The 25,474-nt window shown below is 75.5% G+C and carries 16 protein-coding genes; 7 read left to right on the forward strand and 9 right to left on the reverse strand.

Annotated elements, in window-relative coordinates:
* Positions 1-27: 27 nt before the first annotated feature.
* From V6U82_RS08810 to V6U82_RS08830, 5 genes are all read right to left on the reverse strand, one after another.
* A complete protein-coding gene (locus V6U82_RS08810) occupies positions 28-3,531 on the reverse strand; it encodes an amino acid adenylation domain-containing protein (protein ID WP_334460374.1) in 3,504 nt (1,167 codons plus the stop codon).
* A complete protein-coding gene (locus V6U82_RS08815; protein WP_334460376.1) occupies positions 3,528-5,834 on the reverse strand; it encodes a lantibiotic dehydratase in 2,307 nt (768 codons plus the stop codon). Before V6U82_RS08815 ends, V6U82_RS08810 begins: the two co-directional genes overlap by 4 nt.
* Positions 5,831-8,941, reverse strand: coding sequence for a thioesterase domain-containing protein (locus V6U82_RS08820; RefSeq protein ID WP_334460377.1), 3,111 nt, complete (start codon positions 8,939-8,941; stop codon positions 5,831-5,833). The genes V6U82_RS08815 and V6U82_RS08820 overlap by 4 nt, the downstream gene beginning before the upstream one ends.
* Positions 8,938-12,399: an AMP-binding protein gene (locus V6U82_RS08825; RefSeq protein ID WP_334460378.1), complete on the reverse strand. Its 3,462-nt coding sequence runs from the start codon at positions 12,397-12,399 to the stop codon at positions 8,938-8,940. The genes V6U82_RS08820 and V6U82_RS08825 overlap by 4 nt, the downstream gene beginning before the upstream one ends.
* 328 nt (positions 12,400-12,727) lie before the next feature.
* Complete coding sequence (locus V6U82_RS08830) at positions 12,728-13,120, reverse strand: DUF2267 domain-containing protein (RefSeq protein ID WP_128139180.1); 393 nt, start codon at positions 13,118-13,120, stop codon at positions 12,728-12,730.
* Between the two features lie 146 nt (positions 13,121-13,266).
* On the opposite strand from V6U82_RS08830, the gene V6U82_RS08835 reads away from it, so the two are divergent.
* Both V6U82_RS08835 and V6U82_RS08840 read left to right on the forward strand, forming a co-directional pair.
* A complete protein-coding gene (locus V6U82_RS08835; RefSeq protein WP_334460379.1) occupies positions 13,267-15,381 on the forward strand; it encodes a molybdopterin-containing oxidoreductase family protein in 2,115 nt (704 codons plus the stop codon).
* A gap of 95 nt (positions 15,382-15,476) precedes the next feature.
* Positions 15,477-16,181: a CBS domain-containing protein gene (locus V6U82_RS08840; protein WP_128138984.1), complete on the forward strand. Its 705-nt coding sequence runs from the start codon at positions 15,477-15,479 to the stop codon at positions 16,179-16,181.
* A gap of 45 nt (positions 16,182-16,226) precedes the next feature.
* Here the strand turns inward: V6U82_RS08840 and V6U82_RS08845 are convergent, their stop codons facing one another.
* Genes V6U82_RS08845 through V6U82_RS08855 form a run of 3 tightly spaced genes read right to left on the reverse strand, consistent with a single transcriptional unit; the run spans position 16,227 to position 19,416 of the window.
* Positions 16,227-17,564, reverse strand: a complete 1,338-nt coding sequence (locus V6U82_RS08845) for an MGH1-like glycoside hydrolase domain-containing protein (RefSeq protein ID WP_334460380.1) — start codon at positions 17,562-17,564, stop codon at positions 16,227-16,229.
* Positions 17,561-18,379 carry a sugar phosphate isomerase/epimerase family protein gene (locus V6U82_RS08850; protein ID WP_334460382.1) on the reverse strand — a complete coding sequence of 273 codons (819 nt, stop codon included), beginning with the start codon at positions 18,377-18,379 and terminating at the stop codon, positions 17,561-17,563. Before V6U82_RS08850 ends, V6U82_RS08845 begins: the two co-directional genes overlap by 4 nt.
* On the reverse strand, positions 18,379-19,416 hold the full coding sequence (locus tag V6U82_RS08855; protein ID WP_334460384.1) for a zinc-binding dehydrogenase: 1,038 nt from the start codon (positions 19,414-19,416) through the stop codon (positions 18,379-18,381). The genes V6U82_RS08850 and V6U82_RS08855 overlap by 1 nt, the downstream gene beginning before the upstream one ends.
* Before the next feature lie 121 nt (positions 19,417-19,537).
* Between V6U82_RS08855 and V6U82_RS08860 the strand changes: the two genes are divergently transcribed.
* From V6U82_RS08860 to V6U82_RS08880, 5 genes are read left to right on the forward strand one after another with little or no spacing between them, the layout of a single operon-like run.
* Positions 19,538-20,929: an ABC transporter substrate-binding protein gene (locus tag V6U82_RS08860; protein WP_334460385.1), complete on the forward strand. Its 1,392-nt coding sequence runs from the start codon at positions 19,538-19,540 to the stop codon at positions 20,927-20,929.
* Positions 20,926-21,885: a carbohydrate ABC transporter permease gene (locus V6U82_RS08865; protein ID WP_334460387.1), complete on the forward strand. Its 960-nt coding sequence runs from the start codon at positions 20,926-20,928 to the stop codon at positions 21,883-21,885. Before V6U82_RS08860 ends, V6U82_RS08865 begins: the two co-directional genes overlap by 4 nt.
* Positions 21,885-22,751: a carbohydrate ABC transporter permease gene (locus tag V6U82_RS08870; RefSeq protein WP_334460388.1), complete on the forward strand. Its 867-nt coding sequence runs from the start codon at positions 21,885-21,887 to the stop codon at positions 22,749-22,751. The genes V6U82_RS08865 and V6U82_RS08870 overlap by 1 nt, the downstream gene beginning before the upstream one ends.
* A 22-nt stretch (positions 22,752-22,773) precedes the next feature.
* Positions 22,774-23,376 (forward strand): phosphatase PAP2 family protein, encoded by a 603-nt coding sequence (locus V6U82_RS08875; RefSeq protein WP_334460389.1) that lies wholly within the window; start codon positions 22,774-22,776, stop codon positions 23,374-23,376.
* Positions 23,377-23,408: 32 nt separating this feature from the next.
* Entirely contained in the window at positions 23,409-24,014 is a 606-nt protein-coding gene (locus V6U82_RS08880; protein WP_334460390.1) for a class I SAM-dependent methyltransferase, read from the forward strand.
* A 22-nt stretch (positions 24,015-24,036) separates the two neighbouring features.
* On the opposite strand, the gene eccB is transcribed toward V6U82_RS08880, so the two are convergent.
* Positions 24,037-25,419, reverse strand: coding sequence for a type VII secretion protein EccB (eccB, locus tag V6U82_RS08885; protein WP_334460391.1), 1,383 nt, complete (start codon positions 25,417-25,419; stop codon positions 24,037-24,039).
* Positions 25,420-25,474 lie beyond the last annotated feature (55 nt).

Consider the following 25,474-nt stretch of genomic DNA (forward strand, 5'->3'; position numbering starts at 1 on the left):
GGGTTCCTTCATTCACAAGGGATCGCGTCACGGGTGAGGTCGGCGAGGTGGCGGGGTACGGCGGGCGCGGCCCCGCCGGGCGGCGGCGCGCATCGCGGCGCGGGCCAGCTCCGGCCGGTCCGCGGCCCCGTCGAGGCTGGCGGCGAGCGCCCGCACGGTCGGGTGGCGGAACAGGTCGAGCATGGTGATCGAGCGGCCGGTGGCCTCGGTGAGCCGGGCGTGCACGGCGGCCAGGGCCATCGAGTGGCCGCCGATGTCGAAGAAGTTGTCGCTCACGCCCACCGCGTCGCGGCCGAGCACGTCCCGCCAGATCCCGGCGATCAGCTCCTCGGTCGCGGTGAGCGCGTCCGAGCCGGCGGGCAGCGGCGCGCGGGCCGGTTCGGCCGTCGCGACGGTCATCGCGCCGAGCGCCGCGACCCGTACCGCCGGGCGGGGCAGCTCGGGCGCGACCTCGGCGGCCGGGACGTCCGGGTCGGCGGCGAGCGCGCCCACCAGGGCGGCCAGGTCGGCCAGGAACGCGGCGATCCGCTCGCCGGTGAACAGGTCCGGGTTGTGCACCACCTCGACGCCGGCCCGCCCGTCGCGCTCCACCACGTAGACGGTCAGGTCGAACGGCGACCCGGGTTTGGGCACCGGCACCGGCTCGACGGCCAGGCCGGTCAGCGTCAGCCGGGGCGCGACGAAGTTGAGCACGTTGAACAGCACCTGCACCAGCGGGGCGCGGGAGGTGTCCCGGCCCACGCCGAGCGCCTCGACGACGCGTTCCAGTGGCGCGCCCGGGTGGGCGGTGACCTCGTGCAGCTCGGCGGCGGCCCGGTCGACCTGCTCGGCGAAGCTCGCGCCGCCGGAGCGCACCCGCACCGGCACGGTGTCGATGAAGAACCCGATCACCTCGTCGAACGCGGCCAGCCGCCGGTCGGCGACGATCGCGCCGAGCACGTGCTCGTCGGCGCCGGTGACCCGGCGCAGCAGCTCGCCGAACGCGGCCAGCAGCACCGCCGCGACAGTGGTGCCGCGCCGGGTGGCCAGGTCGCGGACGGCCCGGTCGGCGGTCTCGTCCAGCCGTACCGCTGCCTCCGCGCCGGCGTACGTCTGCACGGCCGGGCGGGGACGGTCGCGGGGCAGGTCCAGCACCGTGGGCGCGCCCGCCAGGTGCGCGGTCCACCAGGCCAGGTCGGTTTCGCCCCGGCGCCTGTCCCGGTCGGCGCGCCACACCGCGTAGTCGGCGTACGTGGCGGGCAGCGGCGGACGGCCCGGCACGGAGCGGCCGAGCGCGCGGGCGTACGCGAGCGCCAGCTCGTCGTAGAGCAGCGCCTCGGACCAGCCGTCGAAGACCGCGTGGTGCACTGTCACCGCGAACACGTGCTCCTCGGCGGCGAGCCGGTACACGGTCACCTGCCAGGGCGGCCCGGTGGCCAGGTCGAACGCGTGCCCGGCGCCGGCCGCGAGCATGCCGGCCAGTTCACCGTCCGGGTCGGCGGCGCCGGTCAGGTCGACCACCGGCACCGCCACGTCGGTGGGTTCCTCGCGGACCGCGTACGGCACGCCGCCGTTGCACGGGATGCGCCAGCGGAGCACGTCGTGCCGTTCGGCGACGGCCCGCAGCGCGGCGCCGAGCGCGGTGACGTCCAGCGGCCCGCGCAGCCGGTGCGCGACGGCGATGTTGTACGGCGCGCTGGACGGGGCGAGCTGGTCCATGAACCACAGCCGCCGCTGCGGCGGGGACAGCGTCGGCGGGTTGCCGGTGGTGAGCCCGTCGGCGTCGGCGGGGTCGGCGGCGCGGACCCGGTCCACGAGCGCGGCGAACGTGCGGTCGGCGAACAGCACCCGGGTGTCGACCTGCCGGCCCAGCTCCGCGCGCAGCGCGGCGACCAGCCGCATCGCGGCGATGGAGTTGCCGCCGGCGGCGAGGAAGTCGCTGTCCGGGGCGGGCGCGGCGCCGAGCAGCCGGGTCCAGACCCGCCGGACCGCCGCCGTCACCGGGTCGTCGTCTACGGACGCGTCGGCCACGGCTGCCGGGGTGGCTGCGGCCAGCTCGCGCAACGCCGGCCGGTCCAGCTTGCCGGTGGTCGCGCTGACCGGCAGCGCGTCCAGCCGCACCGTCCGGGCCGGCAGCATCGCGGTGGTCAGCCGCGTCGCCGCGTACGCCCGCAGCTCGTCGTCGTCCGGCGCCCCGGCCGGGGTGAGGAACGCGACCAGCTCGGCGCCGGCCGGGCCGGGCACCGCCTCCACCGCGACCCGCTCGACGCCTGGGTGGGCGGCCAGCACCGCCTCGATCTCGCCAAGCTCGATGCGCTGGCCGCGCACCTTGACCTGCCGGTCGGCGCGGCCGAGGTAGACGATCCGGCCGTCCGGGCCCTGCCGGACCAGGTCGCCGGTGCGGTAGAGCCGTTCGCCGGGTACGTCCCCGAACGGGTCGGGCACGAACCGCTCGGCGGTCAGGCCGGGCCGGTTCAGGTAGCCGTCGGCCAGGCCGGGCCCACCGATGAGCAGCTCGCCGGTCTCCCCCGCCGGCACCGGACGCAGGTCGGCGTCGACCACGTACGCCCGGTGGTTGGGCAGCGGACGGCCGATCGGCACCGGGTCGGTGTCGGCGGGGGTGAGGTCGCAGGTGACCGCCAGGACGGTGGTCTCGGTCGGGCCGTAGCCGTTGAGGAACCGCCGTCCCGGCGCCCAGCGGGCGATCAGCTCGGCCGGGACCGCCTCGCCGCCGCAGAGCAGCACCCGCCACGACGGGAACCCGGCCGGGTCCAGCAGCGACAGCACGGTCGGGGTGATGAAGCCCCAGGTCACCTCGTGCTCGGCGACGAACCGGGCCAGCCGTACCGGGTCGGCGCGGTCGTCGGCGCCGAGCAGCTGCACCGCGCCGCCGAGCGTCAGCGGCACGAACAGGTCCATGGTGGCCGCGTCGAAGCCGAGCGAGGCGATGCCGAGGCTGCGGACCGACGCGTCGGCGCCGGTCAGCGCGCTCACGCCGGTGACGAACTCGACCGCGTTGCGGTGGGTGGTCAGCACGCCCTTCGGGCGGCCGGTGGAGCCGGAGGTGAACAGCACGTACGCCGGGTCGCCGGGGCGGGCCGGGCAGGGCGCGAGCGGGGCCGGGCCGGGCAGGCCGAGCGCCGTCACGCCGGGATCGTCGCCGAACTCGGCCGCCGCCGCGTCACCGACCACCACCCGGACGCCCGCGTCGCGGGCGATCCCGCGCAGCCGGGCCCGGGGGCCGCCCGGCTCCAGCGGCACGTACGCGGCACCCGCGAGCAGCACGCCGACCACCGTCACCACCAGGTCGGGGGTACGCGCGCCGCACACGCCGACCCGGTCGCCCCGGCCGACGCCCTGCTCACGCAGCGCGGCGGCCACCCCGGCGGCCCGGTCGACGAGCTGGCGGTAGGTGAGCCGGGTGTCCCACTGGCGCACCGCCACCGCGTCCGGGGTGCGGGCCGCCTGCGCGGTGATCAGGTCGGCCAGGGTGGCGTCCGGCCAGGGCAGGTCCGGGCCGTGGACGGCGCTGACGGTCAGGGTGTCGGTCACCGGAGTGCTCCAAGGTGCTCGGCCGGGTCGGTGATCTGGAGGCGCAGTTCGCTGACGTAACCGCGGCCCCGGGCGTCGGGCACCCAGGCCTCGGTGGGCGCGGGCAGCAGTTCGGAGACCACCACCGGCACGTCCGGGCCGGTCCGCAGCGCGGCGTCGACCATCGCGCACAGCGACTGCGCGTACAGCGGGCCGGTCAGGTCCACGTAGCAGGGTTTGATCTCGGTGCCGACCTTGACGAAGACCCGTTCGGGCAGGCCCGTCTCGGCGCGCCAGCGGCGTACCGCCAGGTAGCGGGCGGTCTCGTCGGGGTGGCCGCCCAGCCCGCACGCCCCGGCCGTGGTGCGCCAGGTGCGCCGGGCCACGACCAGCCGGTCGATGGTGATGCGGGGCGTGTACGCGGCGGCGCCGAGCAGCTTGAACGCATCCAGCAGCAGCGAGCCGAGCAGCGTGGCGAACACCTCCATCAGCGGCCAGCGGGCGCCGTCGGGGAAGACCGCGGTGAGCGTGTCGCCGGTGCGCTCCACCAGCACCGTGGTGGCCGGGACCAGGCGGTCCACGTCGGCGCCGTGCGCGGTGTCGATGCCGAGCTGGCGGTCCGCCGGGCCGGTCAGCGCGTACGTGGTGCGGGTGGTGCGGCGCGGGAAGCTGTCCGGCCAGAGCACCCGCAGCCGGGCCGGGCCCAGGTCGGCGTCGAGATCGGCGCGCAGCGCGGCCGGGTCCGGGTGGAACGGGCTGAGCACCGCGCTGTCGAACGCGACCGAGGCCGGGTGCAGCTCGCCGAGCACCAGCAGGAAGTCGCCGCGCTCGACGGCCTGCGGCGAGGCGGCGCTGAGCTGCACGTCCGGGTTGTGCAGCCGGGCCGACGGCCAGCCGGGCCGCGTCGCCGGGAAGAGTTCCCGGGCCCGCTCGGTCAGGTCCGCGGCGCGCAGCCGCAGTTCCGCCTGCCCCTCGGGCAGGTCGGCCAGGCCGAACAGCTCGGCCCAGCGTGCGGTGAGCGTGGCGCCGGCCCGGCCGATCGGGCCGTCGGGGGCGACGAGCGTGCCCTGGGCCAGCAGCCACAGGTCGGCCAGCCGCACCGGTTCGCCGTCGGCGGCCAGTTCCTCGTGCAGCTCGGTGAAGAGGTCGCCGCAGCGGGCGGCCACCTCGCCGGTGAACCAGCGGGCGGTACGCAGCACCACGGCGAGGGGCTCGGCGAGCGCGTCGAGCACCGCCGACCCGATGCGGAACTCCAGGTCGCGGGCGGTCTCCTCGTAGCAGACGGTGCGGGCGGCGTACATCTGCCCGCTGTGCCGGGTGGCGGGGCGCCCGGTGACGGCGGTGAACTGGGCGTTGAGCGCGGCGAGCGCGACGCCGAGCCGGTCCGGGTCGCCGGCCGCGGCGGCCACCTCGTCGCGGGCGGCGCACAGCCGGCCGAACTCGGCCGCCGTCGCGGCGCGGACCGGTTCGTCGCCGATCGCGGCGATCCGCGCGGTGAGCACGTGCTCGGCGTCCGGCGCGATCGGCAGGTTGGCGCCCCAGTTGAGCCGGCCGCGCTCGACCCAGCGGTCCAGCAGCAGGTAGACGTCGTCGGGACTGTGCACCTCGCCGGCGTCGCACAGCCGGTGCGCCAGCTCCAGTGCCGGGGTCCGCCCGTCGCAGGCGCCGAGCAGCAGCGCCTCGACCGGGGTGAGCGCGGTCGGCGGGTGCAGCGGCGCGCGCAGTTCCCGTCCGGCGACGGTCAGGTGCGGTTGCAGGGCCGGCGCCCACCAGCGGCGCACCGCGAGGTCGTCGGCGAGCCGGTCGGCGTACGCGATGAGCGCCCAGGCCTCGAAGTACACCCGGCGCCGGTGCACGAGCGCGTCACCGGGCACGGTGTGCACGCCGGGCCGGGTGGTGTCGAACGTGCCCCAGCAGACCGGGCCGAAGAAGCCGATCGTCTCGGCCTTGCCGCAGTAGCGCTGCCAGTAGCGCAGCAGGCTGAGCTCGCGCTTGCGGCGACGCACGTTGCGGACCTGCGGGTCGGTGCGCAGCAGCCCGTCCAGCGCGATGAGCATGTCCGGGTTCTGCCAGGTCACCGCCTCGCGCAGCAGCGGATCGGCGGCCAGCTCGCCGGCCACCGCCGAGGAGTCGGCGAACGCCTCGCCCAGCGCCTTGTCGAACAGCTCGGGGCCGGTGTCGCCGGTGAGCAGCGCGTCCGCGGCGGCGGCGCAGTCCGGCGCGGCGAACCGGTCCAGCCCGGCGGCCGGGAAACCGGCGGTACGCAGGACCACGTCCCGCCACACCGACCAGCCGGTCTCGCCCAGGGGCAGCAGGTGGCTCACCGGTGGTCCTCCCGCCGGGCGTCGGTGATGTGCAGGCGCAGCTCGCTGAAGTAGCGGCGGCCCTGCCCGTCGGGCACCCACGCCTGATCCGGTGCGGGCAGCATCTCGCTGACCGTGAACGACACGTCGTCGCCGCCGTCGACCCGGGCGGCGCGCACCATCGCGCAGAGCGTGGTGGCGAACGCCGGCGCGGACAGGTCCACGAAGCAGGGCTTGGTCTCGGTGCCGAGCTTGACGTACACCTGCTCGGGCAGGCCGAGGCGGCGGCGCCAGTCCCGGACGGCGAGGAACCGGTCCCGCTCGCCGTCCGGCACGGCGAGGCCGCTCTCGCCCACTGTGGTCCGCCACGTCTGCCGGGCCAGCACCAGCCGGTCCACGGTGATCCGGGGCGTGTACGGCGCGGCGGCGACCAGCTTGAACCCGTCCACGGCGTGTGCGCTGAGCGGCTCGGCGAAGATCTCGACGAGCGGCCAGCGCTGACCGTCCGAGGCGGTGGCGACCAGCTCGCCGTCCACCTCGTCGACGACCAGGTCGACGGTGGGCAGCACGCGGGCCGGGTCGGCGCCCGGCGCGTCGAGGAACGCCAGGTGCCGGTCGGCCGGGCCGGTCAGCGACTCGGCGGTGCGGCTGGTCCGCCGCGGCCAGTCGGCCGGGAACAGCAGCCGGACCCGCCGCTGCCCCATGTCCGTCGCGAGCGCGTCACGCAGCCGTTCCACGTCCGGGTGCGACGGGGTGAACACCGCGCAGTCGAACGACGACCAGGCGGCGTGCAGCTCGCCGAGCACCACCGTGTAGTCGCCGCGCCGCAGCGCGTCCGCGTCGGTGGCGCAGATCTGCAGGTCGGGGCTGTGCATGGCGGCGTTGGACCACTCCGGACCGTCGCCGGGGAACACCGCGTCGATCCGGCCGGCGAGGTCGGCCGCGCGCAGCCGCACGTCGGTGGTGCCGGCGGGCAGCGTGTCCAGGCCGAACAGTCCGGCCCAGCGGGCGGCGAAGTCCGCCGCGACCGCGTCGACGGGCCGGTCCCCGTCGCCCCAGAACATCCCCTGGGCGAGGAACCACAGGTCGGCCAGCGGCACCGGGGCGCCGGACTCGGCGCGCAGTTCCTCGTACAGGCCGCGCAGCACGTCCAGGTAGGCGCGGGCGAGCGCGTTGGCCAGCCAGCGGGCGGCACGCAGCAGCACATCCAGCGGGGCGGCCAGCTCGGCCAGCAGCGGGGCGCCGAACACCACGTCCAGGTCCCGGGCGCTGTCCTCGTAGCAGACCGTGCGGCCGGCGTACATCTGACCGGCCCGGCGCACCGCGGGCACGCCGGTCAGCTCGGTGAACGCGGCGTCGAGGGCGTCCAGGGCGGTCCGCAGCCGGTCCGCGTCGCCGGCCGCGGCGGCGACGTCGTCGCGGGCGGCGCGCAGCCGGTCGAACCCGGCGCGGGCGGCCGCGCGGGCCGGCTCGTCGCCGATCGCGTCGATCCGGTCGGCCAGCACCCGCTCGGCGTCCGGGCTCACCGGCAGGGCCGCGTCCCAGGTGATCAGTTCCCGTTCGACCAGCCGGTCGAGCAGCGCGTAGCCGTCCTCCGAGCGGCGCAGCCCGATCGCCGGGTCGGCGACCAGGTCGGCGGCGGCACGCCGGCCGTCGGCCGCGCGCAGCAGCGCGGCCTCGACCGGGGTCAGCGTCAGCGGCGGGCGGCCGGGCCGCAGCACGTCGCGGTCCCGGACCGCCAGGTGGGCCCGCAGCATGGGCGGCCACCACCGGCGCACCGCCAGGTCCGAGCCGATCCGTTCGGCGTACGCGGACAGCGCCCACGACTCGAACCACACCCAGCGCCGCCGGGTCAGGCGCTCGCCGGGGTTGACTCGGGCAACCTCCGGCTGCGCGGGATCGACAGTGACCCAGCAGCTGGGGCCGAAGAAGCCCACCGTCTCGTTCTTGCCGCAGTAGCGCTGCCAGTACTTGAGCAGCGCCCGTTCCCGGTCACGGCGGCGCACGTTGCGGGCCGCGTCGGCGCCGCCGCGGACCAGACCGTCGAACGCGACCAGCGCCCCCCGGTTCTGCCAGGTGACCGCCTCGCGCAGCAGCGGGTCGGCGGCCAGCTCGCTGAACCGCTGCGCGCCGGCGCGCAGCGCCTCCTCGAACTCCTTGGTGAACCGGTCCGCACCGGCACCGGTGGCCAGCAGCTCGTCGGCCGCCGCGGCGGCCCGGGGCGCGGTGAACAGCTCCAGCCCGTCGGCCGGGAACCCGGTGGTCCGCAGCATCGCGTCGCGCCACACCGACCAACCGGTGTCGCCGAGCGGAACCCGGTGCGCGGCGCCGGCGGTCCCGCGACCGGCGGCGCGCACCGGGTCCGGACCCGCGTCCGGCGTGCCGGGGCGGGTGTCGGTGGGCGCGGCGGTCAGGTCGGCCCGGATCAGCGCGGCCAGCTCGGTCAGCCGGTCGTGCAGGAAGAAGTGGCCGCCGTCCAGCTCGTGCAGGGTGAACCCGGCCGCGGTGTGCTCGGCCCAGGCGGCGCTCTGCTCGCGGCTGACCGCCCGGTCGGTACGGCCGGCGAACACGACGATCGGCACCGGCAGCGGCTCGCCCGGCACGTGGCGGTAGTCGTCGACCCGGCCGAAGTCGGCGCGCAGCAGCGGCAGCAGCAGTTCCACCAGCTCGGGGTGGTCGAGCAGTTCGGCGGGGAGGCCGCCGCCCTCGCCGAGGCGGCGCAGCAGCTCGTCGTCGCCGGCCCGGGACAGCCCGTCGAACGGGCCGGGCGTGGCGACGTGCGGGGCGCGGGCGCCGCCGACGTAGAGCCGGACCGGCAGCGGGCGGCCGGTGCGGCGCAGCTCGCGGACCACGTCGAAGCCGAGCCGTCCGCCCATCGAATGGCCGTAGATCGCGTACGGGCGGTCGGCGCGGGAGGCGATGGCGTCGGCCACCTCGGCGACGGTGAAGCGCGGGTCCTCGGTGATCCGGTTCTCCCGGCCGGGCAGTTGCACCGGCACCACGTCGACGCCCGCGCCGAACTCGGCCGCCCAGCGGCGGAACGCGCTGGCGCCCGCTCCGGCGTAGGGCAGACAGAACAACCGCACCGGCGCCTCGGGTCGGCTTCCGGCGGAGACGAACCAGTTCACCGCGGACCTTTCTGCACGGGGTCGATCCAGTGCCGGCGGCGCTGGAACGGGTAGGTGGGCAGTCCGGTGCGCCGGACCGTGCCCTCGGGGTGCAGCGCGTGCCAGTCGACGTCGCGCCCGGCGACCCACTCGGCGGCCGTCTCGCGCAGCGGGCCGCCGTCGCCGGCGATGCGGGTGCCGGTGTCCAGCAGCACGTCCAGCGCGGACAGCGCGCCCGGAAGGTCGGACGCGACCACCGCCGCCCGGTGGGCGAACGCCCGCCGGCCCAGCGCCAGCGTGGCGGCCACCTCGGGCAGTGCCGGGGCGGCCCCGGCGAGGTGGCTGCGCAGGCGGGCCAGCGCGGCCCGCAGCGCCGCCGGGGTACGCGCGGAGACCGGAAGCAGCCACGGTCCCTCGCCGGGCGGATCGGCCGGCTCGGCGGGCGGCGGCTGTTCCACCACCACGTGCGCGTTGGTGCCGCCCAGGCCGAACGCGCTCACCCCGGCGACCCGGCGCGCGTCGTCCGGCCAGTCCCGCGCCTTGGTGGGCACGTAGAACGGTCCGGCGGTCAGGTCGATCTCCGGGTGCGGGCGGGTGAAGTGCAGGTTCGGCGGGATCACCCCGTGCCGCACGGCGAGGACCGTCTTGATCAGCCCGGCGATGCCGGCGGCGGCGTCCAGGTGACCGATGTTGGTCTTCACCGAGCCGAGCGCTGTGGACTCGGCGGGCGCGGCGCCCGCGTACACCTCGTGCAGCGCGGCGACCTCGATGGCGTCGCCGAGTGGCGTGCCGCTGCCGTGGCCCTCGACGAGGCGGACCTCGCCGGGTGCCACCTCAGCGGTGGCGAGCGCGTTGGCGACGGCGGCGGCCTGTCCGGCCGGGCCGGGCACGGCGAAGCCGGCCCGGTCCGGGCCGTCGTTGGTGACCGCCCAGCCGGGCAGGATCGCGTAGATGCGGTCGCCGTCGGCCTGCGCGTCGGCTAGCCGGCGCAACGCCACCACGCCCGCGCCGGAACCGAAGCCGGAGCCGGCGGCGGCCTCGTCGAAGGCGCGGCACCGGCCGTCGGGCGAGGCGAGCCCGCCCGCCCGGTGCCGGGGCCACATCACCGTGGACCCGCCGGCCAGCGCGAGGTCGCACTGGTAGTCGGCGAGGCTCTGCGCGGCCACGCACACCGCGACCAGCGAGCTGGAGCAGGCGCTCTGCACGGCCATCGCCGGGCCGGTCAGGCCGAGCCGGTAGGCGACCTGCCCGGGCAGGTGGTCGGTGAACTGGCGGCCGACGAGCCGGGCCTCCCAGTCGTCCGGGTCGACGTCGCCGACCACCGCGGGGTTGTCCATGAGGTGGAACAGGAAGTAGCGGTTGGCCGAGGTGGCGGCGTAGACGCCGACGAGTCCGGGGAAGCGCGCCGGGTCGTGCCCGGCGTCCTCCAGCGCCTCCCAGGCCGTCTCCAGGAAGAGCCGGTGCTGCGGGTCGGTACGGGCTGCCTCGTCGGCGCCGAAGCCGAAGAACTCGGCGTCGAAGTCGGCCACCCCGTCGAGGCGGCCGGTGGCGCGGACGTGCCGGGGGTCGGCGCGTAGGGCGGGGCCGACGCCGAGCGCGGCCAGTTCCTCGTCGGTGTGGTCGTGCACCGAGTCGACGCCGGTGCACAGGTTCCACCAGAACGTGGCCACGTCGGGCGCGCCGGGGAACCGCCCGGCGACGCCGACCACGGCGATCTCGTCGCCGGTGTACTCGCGGGCGGCGCGCACCGGCGCGGCGGGCGCGGGCAGCACCGGGGCGCGGACCGCGTCGGGCGGGGCGTCCAGCAGCGCCGCCTGGGCGGCGACGGTCGGGTGGTCGAACAGGCGCAGCATCGGCAGGCGTACGCCGAACCGCTCGGCGAGTCGCTGCTGCACCTGGCCCAGCAGCAGCGACTGCCCTCCCACGTCGAAGAAGCTGGCGGTGCGGGCGACCGCGTCGCGGCCCAGCACCGCGCACCAGATGTCGTGCACGGCGCGTTCGGTGTCGGTGACCGGGGCCTCCTCGGCGGGCACCTCGGTGACCGGGTCGGGCAGCGCCCGCTCGTCGACCTTGCCGGTGACGGTGAGCGGGAACTCGTCGACCACCACCACCGCGCGGGGCACGGCGTAGCCGGGCAGCGCGGCGGTCAGCGCCGCGCGCAGCGCCGCCGGGTCCGGGCGGGTTCCGGCCGGCCGGGCGTACGCGAGCAGCTCGCCGTCGCGGACGACGGCGCGGACGCCCGCGACGCCGGGCTGGGCGGACAGCACCGCTTCGATCTCGGTCAGTTCGACCCGGTGCCCGCGCACCTTGACCTGCCGGTCGAGTCGGCCGAGGCAGACAAGTTCCCCGCCGGGCAGCAGCCGGCCCAGGTCACCGGTGCGGTACGACGGCACCCCGTCGGCGTCGACGCCGAACCGGTCGCTGTCCTGGTTGAGGTAGCCGGGGGCGAGGTGGCGGCTGCGGACCACGATCTCGCCGGTGTCCGGGGCGAGGTCCAGCCGGTAGCCGGGGAACGCGACACCCACCGGCAGTGGCCCGCGCGCGTCCGGGTCCACCTGGGACAGCGGCTGCACGTGCCGGGCGGCGAACGTCATCTCGGTGGCGCCGTAGCCGTTGACCAGCACGCAGTCGGGGGCGAACCGGTCCCGGCCGCGGGCCGCGTCGGTCCAGGTGGCCTGCTCGCCGCCGAGCAGCACCGCCCGCACCGTGGGCAGCCGGCGCGCGCCGAGCGTGTCGAGCAGGAAGCGGTAGACGGTGGGCGTGCAGTGCAGGACCGTGGCGCGGTGCCGGTCGAGCTGGTCGACGGCGTGCGCCAGTCCCTGGCGGCGCAGGTCGACCGGTACGACGGCGGCGCCGGTGAGCAGCGCCGGGTAGAGGTCGGGGATGGCGGCGTCGAAGCTGAACGACGCGAGCAGGCTGAGCCGGTCGTCCGGGCCGACGCCGAGCGCGGCGATCTGGTTGTCGACGACGTGGGCCAGGTTGCGGTGGGTCTGCCCGACCGCCTTGGGCACGCCGGTGGAGCCGGAGGTGAACAGCACGTACGCCGGCGCGTCCGGGTCGGCCGGGACCGGGCGCAGCGGAGCCGGCGGCACCTCGTCCAGCGCGACGACCGGGCGCTCGCCGGCCAGCGTGGAGGCCAGGTCGCGGTGCTCGGCGGCGCAGGCCACGGCGGTGACGCCTGCGGCGTCGACCATGTGGCGCAGCCGGGCGACCGGGAAGCCCGGGTCCAGCGGCACGTACGCGCATCCGGCGGCGAGGGCGCCGAGCATCGCCGCCACGGTGGGCGCACCGTGTGCGGTGAGCAGCGCGATCCGGTCTCCGGCGCGCAGGCCCGCGGCGGCGAACACGGCAGCGTGCCCGCCGGCCGCCCCGGCCAGCTCGGTGTAGGTGACCTCGTGGGTCTCACCGAGAAGTGCCGGACGTCCGCCGTGTACCGCCGAGATCGCGCCGAAACGATTGATGATCATCGTCTCTGCCATGTCAGGAAGCGGGTTGCGCTCCACAGAGGACAGGCACGAAGCGATCGACGAATGTGATCATTGATCCCCCCCAGGACTTCACATTGGAAGCAGAATATGGCTCGATCCGTGCGCCGGAAGAGCGGCGATGAGGCTTGAGCCGAAGAGGGGACGGCACCTTGGAACCTCGGACGGAGGAAATCGTCCGATCATCCCTCTAGCGCGTAGACGATTTACAGCGTACGTGACGGGCGACAAACTATTTTACGGTGAAAATACTTCCAGGCCGTGGAATCTTCGCCGCAGACGGCCTCGGTGCCGCAGCTCAACCCGGTCTCGGGGAGCCTGCTCAGACATCGTACGGCGGTCGCGGGACGGGGTCCACCATGGCGTCGAAGCCCTTCGGGAGCTGCGCGACGAGGTCGTGGAACTCCCCCACCGTCACCGTGTCGCGCAACGTGGCGAGCACCGCGACCGCGCCCACCTCGGCGACCGCCGGGTCCACCGCCGCGCGTTCGGCCACGCGGTACAGGAAGTCGACAGCGCCACCGGTGGTGGCGGTGCCGCCGGGCTCCAGATAGCCGCCCACGTCGTCCGGCAACTGCGCGGCCAGGTCCGACGCCTCGTCCGCGGTGATCCGGTCGGCGAGGGTCTGCAACACCGCACGGGAGACAGTCGCGGCCTCGTCGGTGGGCAACTCGGCCCGCCGCGCCACCGCCTCGACGAACAGCGGGAACCGCATCCCACCCCTCCCCTCGCCGCCGGCGGGCACCACGCCACGCGGTCGGCCCCGGCGGGTACCCGCCCCCGCTCCGGCCAAACGCCCCACCCACCGGGAGGCGGAAAAGCCGGAGGGCAGCCGCCCGGCCGCGTCGGTAGCATCCGCGCATGGGACCAGTCACCACCCACCCCGGCGCCTGCCCGCTGGACTGCCCGGACACCTGCGTCTGGCAGCTCACCGTCGACGACGGCCGGGCGGTCGCGTTGCGCGGCGACCGCGACCACCCGTTCACCCGGGGCGCGCTCTGCGGCAAGGTGAACCGCTACCTGGACGCGGTGAACGGGCCGGACCGGCTCACCACGCCCTGGGTCCGTACCGGCCCGAAGGGCGCAGGCCCGGTCGCGTACCGGCCGGCGAGCTGGGACGAGGCCCTCGACCGGGTGGCCACCGGGCTGCGCGCGAGCATCGAGCGGGACGGCCCCGAGTCGGTGCTGCCCTACTACTTCGCCGGCACCATGGGCCTGGTCCAGGGCTGGACCATGGGGCCCCGGCTCTTCGCCCACCTGGGCGCGTCCCGGCTGGACACCACCATCTGCACGGCGGCGGCGCGGGCCGCGCTGCGCTCGCTCTACGGCGCCTCGGTCGGCTTCGAACCGGAGTCGATCGTCGAGGCGGGACTGATCGTGCTCTGGGGCGCCAACCCGCTCGTCACGAACCTGCACCTGTGGCCGTTCGTGCAGCAGGCCCGCGAGCGCGGCGCGTACGTGGTGACCATCGACCCGCTGCGCACCGACACGGCGGCCCGCAGCGACGAGCACGTCGCGCCGCTACCAGGCACCGACGCGGCGCTCGCGCTCGGACTGATGCGGCACGTCCGCGACGCCGGGGCGGCCGACGAGGCGTGGCTGGCCGCGCACACCACCGGCTGGCCGGAGCTGGCCGCCCGGCTCGACGACTGGCCGGTGGAGCGGGCCGCCGCCGAGTGCGGCCTGCCCGCCGGGACGGTCCGCCGCCTCGGCGACCGGATCGCCACCACCCGCCCGACAGCGGTACGGGTCGGGCTGGGCCTGCAACGCCACCACGGCGCCGGGCAGGCGATCCGGGCGATCTGCGCGTTGCCGCTGGTCACCGGCGACTTCCGGTACCCCGGCGGCGGGGCGCTGGTGACCACCAGCGGCCACCACCGCATCGACAACGGCCCGGTGATCCGGCCGGTCGGCATGCCCGCCCCGGCGGCCCGGTCGCTGAACATGAGCCGGCTGGCCGCCGTGCTCACCGGGGAGGCCGACCCGCCGGTCACCTCGCTCGTGGTGTTCGACGCCAACCCGGCGGCGACCGCCCCGGACCAGGCCCGGCTGCTGACCGGGCTGCGCCGCACCGACCTGTTCACGGTGGTGCTGGAGCAGCGCTGGACCGACACCTGCGACTACGCCGACGTGGTGCTCCCGGCGACCATGCAGCCCGAGCACCTGGACCTCCAGACGTCCTACGGGCACCACTACACGACGTTGAACCTGCCGGTGACCCGCGCGCCGGGCGAGGCGCTGCCGAACACCGAGATCTTCCGGCGGATCGCCGCCGCGCTCGGGATCGACCACCCGGCGTTCCGGGACAGCGACGAGGACCTGGCCCGGCAGTTGCTGGCCGGCGCGCCGATCACGTACGAGGAGCTGCGCGAGCGCACGTACGCCCGGCTCACCGGCGTGCCGGTGGGTTCCGCGCCGTACGCCGAGGGCGGTTTCCCCACCCCGGACGGGCGGGCCCGGCTGCACGACCCGGCGCTGGCCCCGCTCGGGGTGGACCCGCTGCCCGGGTACACGCCACCGGCCGAGGCGGCCGACCCGGACCTGGCCCGTCGGTTCCCGCTGACGCTGCTCACCCCGGCCAACCGCTACCTGATGAACTCCACGTTCGCCTCGCTGCCGTGGCACCTCCGCCGCGCCGGACCGCCCCGGGTGCACCTGCACCCGGCCGACGCGGCGGCGCGCGGGCTCACCGACGGCGACGCGGTGCGCGTGCACAACGACCGGGGCGCGTTCCTCGCCGCGGTGGCGGTGGACGAGGCGGCCCGGCCGGGGCTGGCGTTCACGTACAAGGCGTACTGGGCGCGGCGCAGCCCGGGACGGTCCACGGTCAACGCCGTGACCGGCGTCCGGGACACCGACCTGGGCGAGGCGCCGACGTTCCACGACTGCCGGGTGCAGGTCGAGCCGGTGCCGGCCGGCCTGCTGACCGCCGAGCCTCCCTTCGACGAGACCGCCGAGCCCGTCGCGACTGGGTGATTCGGGACCTCCGGCCCCCTGACCTGGTCTTTGCGCCCCTGCTCCGGTCCGGCGCCGCCGCCTAGCGTCGGAGGCGGACGACAGGGAGGTTCGCCATGCGTACGTGGCAGGTGCAGGACGTGATGACCAGGGACGTGGCGTCGGTACGGGAGGGCACGGCGTACCGGGAGATCGTCGACGTGCTGACCGGACGGCACGTCACGGCGGCGCCGGTGGTGGACGAGACCCGCCGGGTGCTGGGCGTGGTGTCCGAGGCGGACCTGATGTACAAGGTGGAGTTCCTGGGCCGGCCCCGGGAGCGGCGGATCCTGCCGGACCGGCACCGCCGTGAGGCGCGGGCGAAGGCCGGCGCGACGCTCGCCGCCGACCTGATGACCGCGCCCCCGGTCACCGTCACGCCGGACGCGACGATCGTGGAGGCGGCCCGGCTGATGGACGCGCGCGGCGTGAAGCGGCTGCCGGTGGTCGACGACCTCGGCCGGCTGGTCGGCATCGTCACCCGCGGCGACCTGCTCAAGGTGCACCTGCGCCCGGACGCCGGCATCCGGCGCGACGTGGTCGAGGAGGTGCTGTGGCGCAGCCTCGGCGTCCGCGACGGCGTGGTGGACGTGACTGTGGACCGGGGCGTGGTGACGCTCACCGGCCAGGTGGAGCGCCGGTCCACCGCGCATCTCGCGGCACGGCTGACCCGGCAGGTCAGCGGCGTGGTCGAGGTGGTCGACGCGCTGGGCTACGCGATCGACGACGCGCCGATGGCGGCGTTGCGTGTCGGCGGCGGCACCCCGGCCGGGATCGCCTGAGCCCGGACGCACCGGTGGCGCCGGCCCGTGCCGGCGCCACCGGTGTCACTCCTGGGCGAGCGCGTCCAGCACCAGCGCGGCGGTCCAGCTGAACGCCGGTGAGCCGAGGCCGGCGCCGGTGTCCGGATGGAAGTACTCGTGGCAGCCGGCCCGGTCGACCAGGTCGAGCAGCGACTCGCGCAGCCCGGCGGCCAGGTCGGCGCGGCGGTGCGTACGCAGGCCCTGCCAGAGCAACCAGCCGGTGTTGACCCAGCTCGGGCCGCGCCAGTAGCGCAGTGGCTCGAAGTCCGGTGCGGTGCGGTCGTACGTGGGCAGCGGCCGCTCCATCCGGGCGGCCAGCCCGAAGCGCGGCGAGCACGCCTCGGCCAGCAGCCCGGTCACCTGCCCGGCGGGCAGTTCGGGCAGCGCCAGCGGCATCAGCCCGAGCACGGTCCGGGCCGGCACGAGCCGGTCGGCGCGCACGTCGCGGGGACGGAACGTGCCGGTGACCGGATCCCAGAGCCGGGTGACGAGCGCCTCGGTGATCCGGGCGCCACGGTCGCGGTGCGGTCCCGGGTCGGCGCCGATGACGGTGGCGATGCGCGCCAGGGCGTACTCGGAGACGCCGAGCGCGGCGTTCACCAGCGGGCACTCCACCAGGAACGGGTGCCGCCCGAGCAGTCCCTCGTCGCGGTAGCGGCCGGCCCGGTAGCTCTCCACGAGCGCGACGTAGCGCGCGTAGTCCAGGTCGGTGGGGCGCTGCGCCGCGTCGGCGTGCGCGGTGTCGTGCCGGCGGTACGCGCGCATCACCGCCTCGTCGGCCGGCACCCCGGCCAGTGGCGCGTCCCAGGCGGGGCTGTTGTCCAGCCCGGACTCCCACGGGTGCACGATCGACGCCAGCCCGCCCCCGCCGGCGTCGCGCCGCCCGCTCAGGTAGCGCTGCTGCGCGACGAGCCTCGGGTAGAGCCGCCGCAGCGCGGCCACCGACGCCTCACCGGGCGCGCGGCGGTGCACCAGCCAGGCGGCCGGGGCGTGCACCGGCGGCTGGACGATCCCGGACGTGGCCCGGGCCGGCGCCCCGTCGGCGCGCGCCGAGTCCCAGAACTGCGGGCCGGGGAAGTACGGCCCGGCGCGCGAGGCCGGGTTGAACACGATGTGCGGCACCCGCCCGTCGACCCACTGCGCGGCGAACAGCGTGCGCAGCTCCCGCCAGGCCCGGTCGGGACGGACGTGGGCCAGGCCGATCGCGATGAACGCCGAGTCCCAGCTCCACTGGTGCGGGTAGAGCGTGCGCGACGGCACGGTGTGGTCGTGTTCCCAGTTGGCGTCCAGGGTGGCCAGCGCGAGACGGCGCAGCCGGGCGTGCCGGTCGGCGCCGGCGCGTACCCCGGTGGTCAGCGTCATGCGGCGGCCCGCCGGGGACGGGCCTGGGCCAGCGCGGTGGCGGCCTGGCGCAGCGCGGCGAGCGGCTCGCCGCGCAGCCGGCACTCCAGCGCGAGCCAGCCGGTGTAGCCGATCGCGTCCAGCGTGGCCAGCAGCGCCGCCCAGTCCAGGTGCCCGGCGCCGGGCTGGTGCCGGTTGGAGTCGCTGACCTGCACGTGCCCGAGGTACGGCGCGGCGGCGCGCAGCGCGGCGTGCGGGTCGTCCTCCTCGATGTTCATGTGGTACGTGTCGGCGGCCACCCGCAGCGCCGGTGACCCGACCGCGCGGCACAGCTCGACGGCCTGGTCGAGCCGGTTGACCATGTGGTCCTCGTACCGGTTGAGCGGTTCCAGGAACACGGTGACCCCCTCGGCGCGGGCGTGCCCGGCCAGCTCGCCCAGGGCGTCGACGAGCACCCGCCGGTCGCCGTCGGCCGAGCGTGGTGGTTCGAACGGGGGCAGCCGGCGGGAGAACATGCCCCACGCGGCCGGCGTCATCGCGCCGACGCCGCCCAGCTCGGCGATCACCGAGAGCTGCGAGCGCAGGTTGTCCACGGCATCGCGGGAGCGGGCCGGGTCGAAGTCGCCGACGAAGTGGTCCATCTCGACGCAGACGGTCGGCATGACCACGCCGGCGGCGCGGGCGCGGCGCAGTTCCGGCAGCCGCCCGGCCAGCGCGTGGCCGCCCCGGCCGCGCAGCTCGATGCCCTGGTAGCCGAGGGAGACGGCGAGGGCGTACTTCCGGGTCAGGTCGGCGCCGGGGAGCAGCTGCTCCTGGCAGGCGAGCGGAATGTCCATCAGAACCTCAGCACCACTTGGAGGACGTCACCGTCACCGCGGTCGAGCAACGCCAGGGCGTCGGCCACCGCGCCCGCGTCGACGACGTGGCTCACCAGCGGCAGCGGGTCGACGCTGCCCTCGGCCACCAGGTCCATGAACGTGTCCGCGATCCGGGTCCCGGACCACCGGCCGGCCGTGCCGGGTGCCGGGTCCGGCCCGGAGACCTGCGCGGCCACCAGCTGGATCCGGTTGTGGTGGAACTCCTCGCCGAGTTCCAGCCCGTGGGCGTACCCCTGGTAGAAGCCGCCCGCGACGACGCGCCCGGCGTGCGCGGTGGCGCGGATCGCCTCGTGCAGCGCCGGGTACGACCCGGACAGCTCCAGGCAGACGTCCGCGCCCCGGCCGCCGCTCTCGGCGCGCAGCGCGGCGGCGGGCGACTCGGCGGCGGTGTCGACAACCCGGCGGGCGCCGAGCCCGGTGGCGTGCGCGAGCCGTCCGGGCATCCGGTCGACGGCCACGACGCGGGCGCCGGAGAGCACCGCGAGCCGGGTGCCGAGCAGCCCGATCACGCCCTGCCCGAACACGCCCACCCAGTCGCCCAGGTGCAGGTCACCGGCGAGCACGGCGGTGAGCGCGATGGCGCCGGGGCGGGCGAACACGGCGGCGAGCGGGTCGAGGCCCGACGGCAGCGGACGCGCCGCTGCCGCGGGCAGCACCGCTTCGGCGCGGTGCCCCCAGATGCCCCAGACGAGCTGGCCGGGCCACCGCCCGGCCACGTCGGGCGCGACCTCGACGATCTCGCCGACCTCCTCGTAACCGAAACCCACCACCGGGTACGCGGGCGTGGCCTGGCGGGGCACGAACATGCGGTTTCCCGCGTCCCAGTCCTTGCGCAGGCGCGGGTTGCTGCCCCGGTAGAGCGTCAGCTCGGTGCCGGCGGAGATGCCCGAGTAGCGGGTGCGGACGCGGACCTGGCCCGGACCGGGCCGGTCCGAGGGGCAGGGCTCCAGGCGTACGTGCCGGGGCCCGGCCAGAGAGACAACCCAGTTGCTCATGGCGTCGCTCCGAAGGAAGTGCCGACCCCGATTCTAACCCAAAAAATGGGCATATGTGATTAGATTGATGAATCGATGGGTATTAGCGGCAGGCCGTGCTCTTTCGAGAGGAGTGCCACCGATGTCATCACCCTCCACGCGGCGGCTCGCAATCAGCCTGATCCTGGCACTGGCCGGGACCGGCGTGGCCGCATGCAGCGACGACGGGCAGAAATCCGACAGTTCCCGGATCACCGTCTGGAGCCTGGAAGACGTGGCGGACCGGGTCGCCGTCACCAAGGCGATCATCGCCGACTACACCGCCAAGACCGGCGTCCAGGTCAACCTGGTCACCGTCAACGAGGACCAGTTCCCGTCCCTGATCGCCTCCAGCGCCGCCGCCGGTGACCTGCCCGACGTGGTCGGCTCGGTCTCGCTCGCCGGGGTGCGCACGCTGTCCGCGAACGAGCTGGTGGACGCCGACGCCAACGGCGCCGTCGTCGAACGGCTCGGCCGCGACACGTTCACCCCGCGCGCGCTGGAACTCACCAGCGACGGCGGCAAACAGCTCGCCGTACCGAGCGACGGGTGGGGGCAGCTGCTCGTCTACCGCAAGGACCTGTTCGCCGCCGCCGGCCTGCCGGCGCCCGACACGTACGAGAAGATCGCCGCCGCGGCGGCGAAGCTGAACACCGGCGGCGTCGCCGGCATCACCGCGGCGACCGCGCCCGGCGACGTGTTCACCCAGCAGACGTTCGAGCACCTGGCGCTGGCGAACAACTGCCGGCTCACCGACGACTCCGGGACGGTCACCCTCGACTCCCCCGAGTGCGTCGAGGCGTTCCGCTTCTACGGCGACCTGATGCGGAACAACTCGGTGAAGGGCGCCCAGGACGTCGACACCACCCGGGCCACCTACTTCGCCGGCAAGGCGGCCATGCTGATCTGGTCGCCGTTCATCCTCGACGAGCTGGCCGGGCTGCGCGCCGACGCCCGTCCCACCTGCCCGCAGTGCCAGTCCGACCCGGCGTGGCTGGCGAAGAACAGCGGCTTCGTCACCGCGATCAAGGGCCCGAACGGCACCGAGCCCGCCCAGTACGGCGAGGTCAGCTCCTGGTCGGTGCTCGACGGCGCGGCCGACCCGGCGAAGTCGTTCGTGGAGTACATGCTCTCCGACGGCTACCCGCGTTGGTTCGGCATGTCCCCCGAGGGGCGCTTCCCAGTGCGCACCGGCACGCCGGAGGACAAGCAGAAGTTCCGCACCGCCTGGAACACCAGCCCGGCCGGCGTGGACACCAAGAAGCCGCTGTCCGAGGTCTACGGCGAGGACGTGCTCGCCACGCTGCGGCGCAGCCCCGACACGTTCCAGCGCTGGGGCCTGACCGAGAACCAGGGCAAGCTCGTCGGCGCCATCCTCGGTGAGCTGCCCGTACCCAAGGCGCTCGCCGACGTCGTCGGCGGCAAGTCCGACGCCCGCGCCGCCGCCGAACGCGCCCGCAAGGACGTCGAGGCGATAGCCAAGGGCGTCAATTGACCACCACCGCGCCGGAGGCCGGCCGCTCCCCCGCACCGGAGCGGTCCCGCCGACCCGGCCGCCGCCCGCTGACGCTGCGCCGCCGCGAGTCCCGCGCCGGGCTCGCGCTGGTCGCCCCGACGCTGCTCGTCGTGCTCGCGGTGATCGGCATACCCATCGTCTGGACGGTGGTGCTGGCCTTCCAGCGGGTACGCCTGGCGACACTGCGCAAGACCGGCCTGTTCGGCGAGCTGACGCTGGACAACATCGACCGGGTGCTGCACACGCCCGGGTTCGCCGACACGCTCTGGACCACAGTGCTCTACAGCGTCGGCGGCACCGCCGGCTCGATAGTGGTGGGCCTCGTGGCGGCGCTCGCCGTACGCGGGCCGTTCCGGGGCCGCACGCTGGTACGCGCGTCGATGCTGCTGCCGTACGTGGCGCCGGTGGTCGCCGTGACGTTCGTCTGGCAGGTGATGCTGGACCCGCAGCTCGGCATCGTCAACGACTGGGGGCGGCGCTTCCTCGGCTGGGACTCCCCGGTGCCGTTCCTGTCCCAGGAGTCCACCGCGCTGTGGACGGTGATCGCGTTCGAGGCGTGGCGCTACTTCCCGTTCGCGTTCCTGTTCCTGCTGGCCCGGCTCCAGGCGGTGCCCGGTGAGCTGGAGGAGGCCGCGCGGGTCGACGGTGCCACACCCACGCAGCGGTTCCGGCACATCCTGCTGCCGCAGCTCATGCCGGTGATCGCGCTGATCGGCGTGCTGCGGTTCATCATGACGTTCAACAAGTTCGACGACGTCTACCTGCTCACCGGCGGCGCGGCCGGCACCGAGGTGGTGAGCGTCCGGGTCTACCAGTTCCTCACCGCCCGTACCGACATCGGCGCGGCCGCCGCCCAGGCGGTCGTCCTGGCCGTGGTGCTGCTCGTGTTCGTGGCGATCTACCTGCGCTTCTTCGGCGCGCGACGGGAGGCGTGATGGACCGGGACCGGATCGAGACGGTCAGCCTGCGCTGGCTGCGCCGGCTGGTGATCGCCGGGTTCCTGGTGGTCACACTGCTGCCGTTCTGGTACATGCTGGTGCTGTCGGTACGCCCGATCGAACGCCTGCTGCTGGAACCCGGGTCGCTCTGGGTGCCGTTCGGCGAGCTGACCGTCGCCACGTACGCCGAGGTGCTGAGGTCCGTCTCCGACGGCGGCCAGGGCTTCCTCACGTTCATCCGCAACAGCGGCCTGGTGGCGCTGGCCGCCACCGCGCTCACCCTGGTGATCGCCATTCCGGGCGCGTACGCGGTGTCCCGCCTGCGGTTCTTCGGCCGCCGGCAGGTCAGCGCGCTGTTCCTGGCGGTCTACCTGTTCCCGTCCATCGTCATCGCGATCCCGCTGTTCGTGGTCTTCACCCGCGCCGGGCTGCGCGGATCGCTGACCGGCCTGGTGCTCGTCTACATCTCGCAGACGCTGCCGGTGTCGGTCTACATGCTGAAGAACTACTTCGAGACCATCCCGGTCAGCCTGGAGGAGTCGGCGGCGATCGACGGCGCCGGTCGGCTCGGCATCATCCGCCGGGTCAGCCTGCCGCTGGCCGCGCCGTCGGTGATGGCTGTCGCGCTGTACGACTTCATGATCGCGTGGAACGAGTACCTGTTCGCGCTGCTGTTCCTGGTCGACCGGCCGGACAGGTGGACCGTGTCGCTGGGGTTGTCGCTGCTCGCCGACGGCGTGGAGGTGCCCAAGACCGTGCTGATGGCCGGCTCGGTCATCCTCACGCTGCCGATCGTGGTGCTGTTCTTCGCCGGGGAACGCCTGCTCACCGAGGGACTCACCAGCGGGGCCGAGAAGGGCTGAGGGTCCGTGCCAGGATGATCGGGTGCGAGCATCACGGGAGCGCCGGGCCGGCGCGCGGGCGGCCCGGTTGCTCACCGAGGCGCTCGCCCCGACCGTCCTGGTCACGGCGCTGCCGCTGATCGCCGCCGCCCGGGTCAGCCGCTCGGCGGGCCAGTTTTTGCTCTGGGGCGGCATCGCGCTGACGTTCTGCGCCGTCATCCCGATCGGTGTGCTCGTGCACGGCGTACGCCGGGGGCGGCTCACCGACCGGCACGTCGGCGACCGCACGCAGCGGGCCCGGCCGCTGTCGATCGGGCTGGCCTCGGTGGCGGCCGGGTTGCTGCTGCTGGCGGCGGTACGCGCACCCGCCGAACTGTTCGCCGTGATCGTGGTGGTCTTCGTGGTCGGCGCGGCCTGCGCGCTGGTGAACCACTGGTGGAAGCTGAGCATCCACGCCGCGGTGGCCGCCGCCACCGTCGCCGTGCTGGTGCCGCTGGCCGGCCCGGCCGCGAACGTCGGCTGGGCGCTCGTCGCGGCCGTCGGCTGGTCCCGGGTACGCCTGGGCGACCACACCTGGCCGCAGGTGCTGGCCGGTGTCGCGCTGGGCGGGCCGCTCGCCGCCGGCACGTTCCTGGCGCTCGCCTGACCCGCTCCCACAAGATCAGCTACGGTGGCGTCATGGGCAAGCCGACGCGCTGGGTGACCGACACGAAGCCCGGCCACTCGCAGTGGTACGTGGACCGCTTCCGTCAGCTCGCCGCAGAGGGCGCCGACCTGGCCGGTGAGGCGCGGCTGCTCGACGCGCTCGTACCGCCCGGCGCGCGCGTCCTGGACGCCGGCTGCGGCACCGGCCGGGTCGCCGCCGCGCTCGCCGCGCGCGGGCACGACGTCGTGGGCGTGGACGCCGACCCGACGCTCGTCGAGGCGGCCCGCGCCGACCATCCCGGCCCCCGTTTCCTGGTCGCCGACCTGGCCGAGCTGGACCTGGCCGCGCAGGGCGAGGCGGAGCCGTTCGACGCCGCCGTGCTGGCCGGCAACGTGATGGTCTTCGTCGCCCCCGGCACCGAACGCGACGTGCTGGGCCGCGTCGCCGCGCACGTGCGCCCGGACGGCCTCGTGGTGGTCGGCTTCGCCACCGACCGCGGCTACCCGGTGGCCGACCTGGACGCCGACGCGGTCGCCGCGGGGCTGCGCCCTGAGCACCGCTTCGCCACCTGGGACCTGCGGCCGTGGCGCGACGACGCCGACTTCGCGGTGACGGTGCTGCGCCGCCCCGCCGGCTGACCCTTCTCCTGCCGCGCCGGGCTCACGCGGGCGCGGCGACAGTGCGGGCGGCCTCCGGGTCGAGCGGGCTGCCGGCCGGCAGGAGGTCCACCAGGGCCGCCGGCAGCCGCGCCGGGCGCACTCCGGCATAGCCGAGCATGCCCGGCACGTCCGTGCCGGTCAGCGCGTACCGCCGTCCGAGGTCGGTGATCACGCAGACCGCGCCGCCGGTAGCGCCCGGCGCGGACACCGCCTCCACCAGCGCGCCGCGTCCCGGCTCCACCACCACCTCGTCGGCGAGCCCGGCCCGCCCGCCCGGTGTCCGCGTGGCAGCCGCGAGGTCCGGCGCGGTGACTCCGAGACGGATCTCGCGAACGCCGGCGTCGTCCCCGGCCCGCGCGCAGATCGCACCGCTCTCGGCGGCGGCCAGCCGGGGCGGGACGGCGGGCGGCGCGGCCGGCCCGCCGGGCACCAGACCGGGCAGTTTCGGCAGCGCGGCGAACCGGCCGAGCGTGATCGGTTCCGGCTCCCCCTGGCCGGTGCGGGCCAGCAGCAGCGCCGCCTGCAACTCGGTGATCGCCGCCAGCCCGCCGCGCCGGGCTACCGCGTACTGCCGTCCGCCGCCGGAGTTGCGCACCAGGTAGACGTCACCCACAGCCGCGCCGGTGACCCGCTCGGACGGCTCGCCGAGGTCGTCCAGCGGCGGCGGGGCCAGATCCGCGCCGGCCGGGAGCGTGTTCAGCAGCGCCGCCGCCACCGGCACCGCCCGTTCCCTGGTGGCGGCGAGCGCGGCGAGCACCCGGTCGGTGTCGCGCAGCAGGTAGCGCCGGTCGTGCCAGAGCAGGTGCAGGCCGCCGTCCGGGTGCCGCGCCAGCAGCCCCTGGTCGCCGAGCACCCGGCCGCCGGTGGCCTGCCGCCCGATCAGCAGCACCGACCGGGCCTCGTCGCGCCCGGGCTCGTCCCCCTCCACGGAACAGAGCGTCCACGCGTCGCGGACCAGCCGGTCCGGCGCGGGCAGCGAGTCCGGCGCGTCGGCGATGCCCAGCGGCAGACCGCGCGGCACCCCCTCGATGGCGCGGCGGCCGACCAGAACCGTCTTCGGCTTCTCCGCCCCGATGATCAGCAGCGCGGAGGCGTAGTTCGACACCGGGTGCAGCTTCTCGTCGCGGTAGACGAATCGCGCACCCGACTCCTTCTCCACGATCACCGCGCCCGTCTCGCGCCACGAGTCGCCGCCGCCGGTGAACAGGCCGTGGAGGGCGACGCCGCCGAGCGCGATCGCCGCGACCAGGACGCTGGCCAGACCGGCGCCGGCCAGCCGGCGGAACGGGGACTGCGGCGGGTCCGTCTCCCGCATGACGAGTGCGGCGACCGCCCGCTGGACGGTGAACTGGTACGAGTGCAGCTGGTCCTGCCGCGACGCCATCGTGTCCCTTCCCGCCGGGATGGTCGGCGCACAGGATAAGCGCTCCGTCGATGCC

Source organism: Micromonospora sp. CPCC 205554 (assembly GCF_036902745.1).
Classification (GTDB): domain Bacteria; phylum Actinomycetota; class Actinomycetes; order Mycobacteriales; family Micromonosporaceae; genus Micromonospora; species Micromonospora tulbaghiae.

Bases quoted from the DNA above. Each gene is read 5' to 3' on its own strand.
- eccB (WP_334460391.1), bottom strand. From the start codon at position 25,419: ATGGCGTCGCGGCAGGACCAGCTGCACTCGTACCAGTTCACCGTCCAG.
- V6U82_RS08835 (WP_334460379.1), top strand. From the start codon at position 13,267: ATGGGACCAGTCACCACCCACCCCGGCGCCTGCCCGCTGGACTGCCCG.
- V6U82_RS08845 (WP_334460380.1), bottom strand. From the start codon at position 17,564: ATGACGCTGACCACCGGGGTACGCGCCGGCGCCGACCGGCACGCCCGG.
- V6U82_RS08840 (WP_128138984.1), top strand. From the start codon at position 15,477: ATGCGTACGTGGCAGGTGCAGGACGTGATGACCAGGGACGTGGCGTCG.
- V6U82_RS08870 (WP_334460388.1), top strand. From the start codon at position 21,885: ATGGACCGGGACCGGATCGAGACGGTCAGCCTGCGCTGGCTGCGCCGG.
- V6U82_RS08830 (WP_128139180.1), bottom strand. From the start codon at position 13,120: ATGCGGTTCCCGCTGTTCGTCGAGGCGGTGGCGCGGCGGGCCGAGTTG.
- V6U82_RS08855 (WP_334460384.1), bottom strand. From the start codon at position 19,416: ATGAGCAACTGGGTTGTCTCTCTGGCCGGGCCCCGGCACGTACGCCTG.
- V6U82_RS08825 (WP_334460378.1), bottom strand. From the start codon at position 12,399: ATGGCAGAGACGATGATCATCAATCGTTTCGGCGCGATCTCGGCGGTA.
- V6U82_RS08860 (WP_334460385.1), top strand. From the start codon at position 19,538: ATGTCATCACCCTCCACGCGGCGGCTCGCAATCAGCCTGATCCTGGCA.
- V6U82_RS08880 (WP_334460390.1), top strand. From the start codon at position 23,409: ATGGGCAAGCCGACGCGCTGGGTGACCGACACGAAGCCCGGCCACTCG.
- V6U82_RS08850 (WP_334460382.1), bottom strand. From the start codon at position 18,379: ATGGACATTCCGCTCGCCTGCCAGGAGCAGCTGCTCCCCGGCGCCGAC.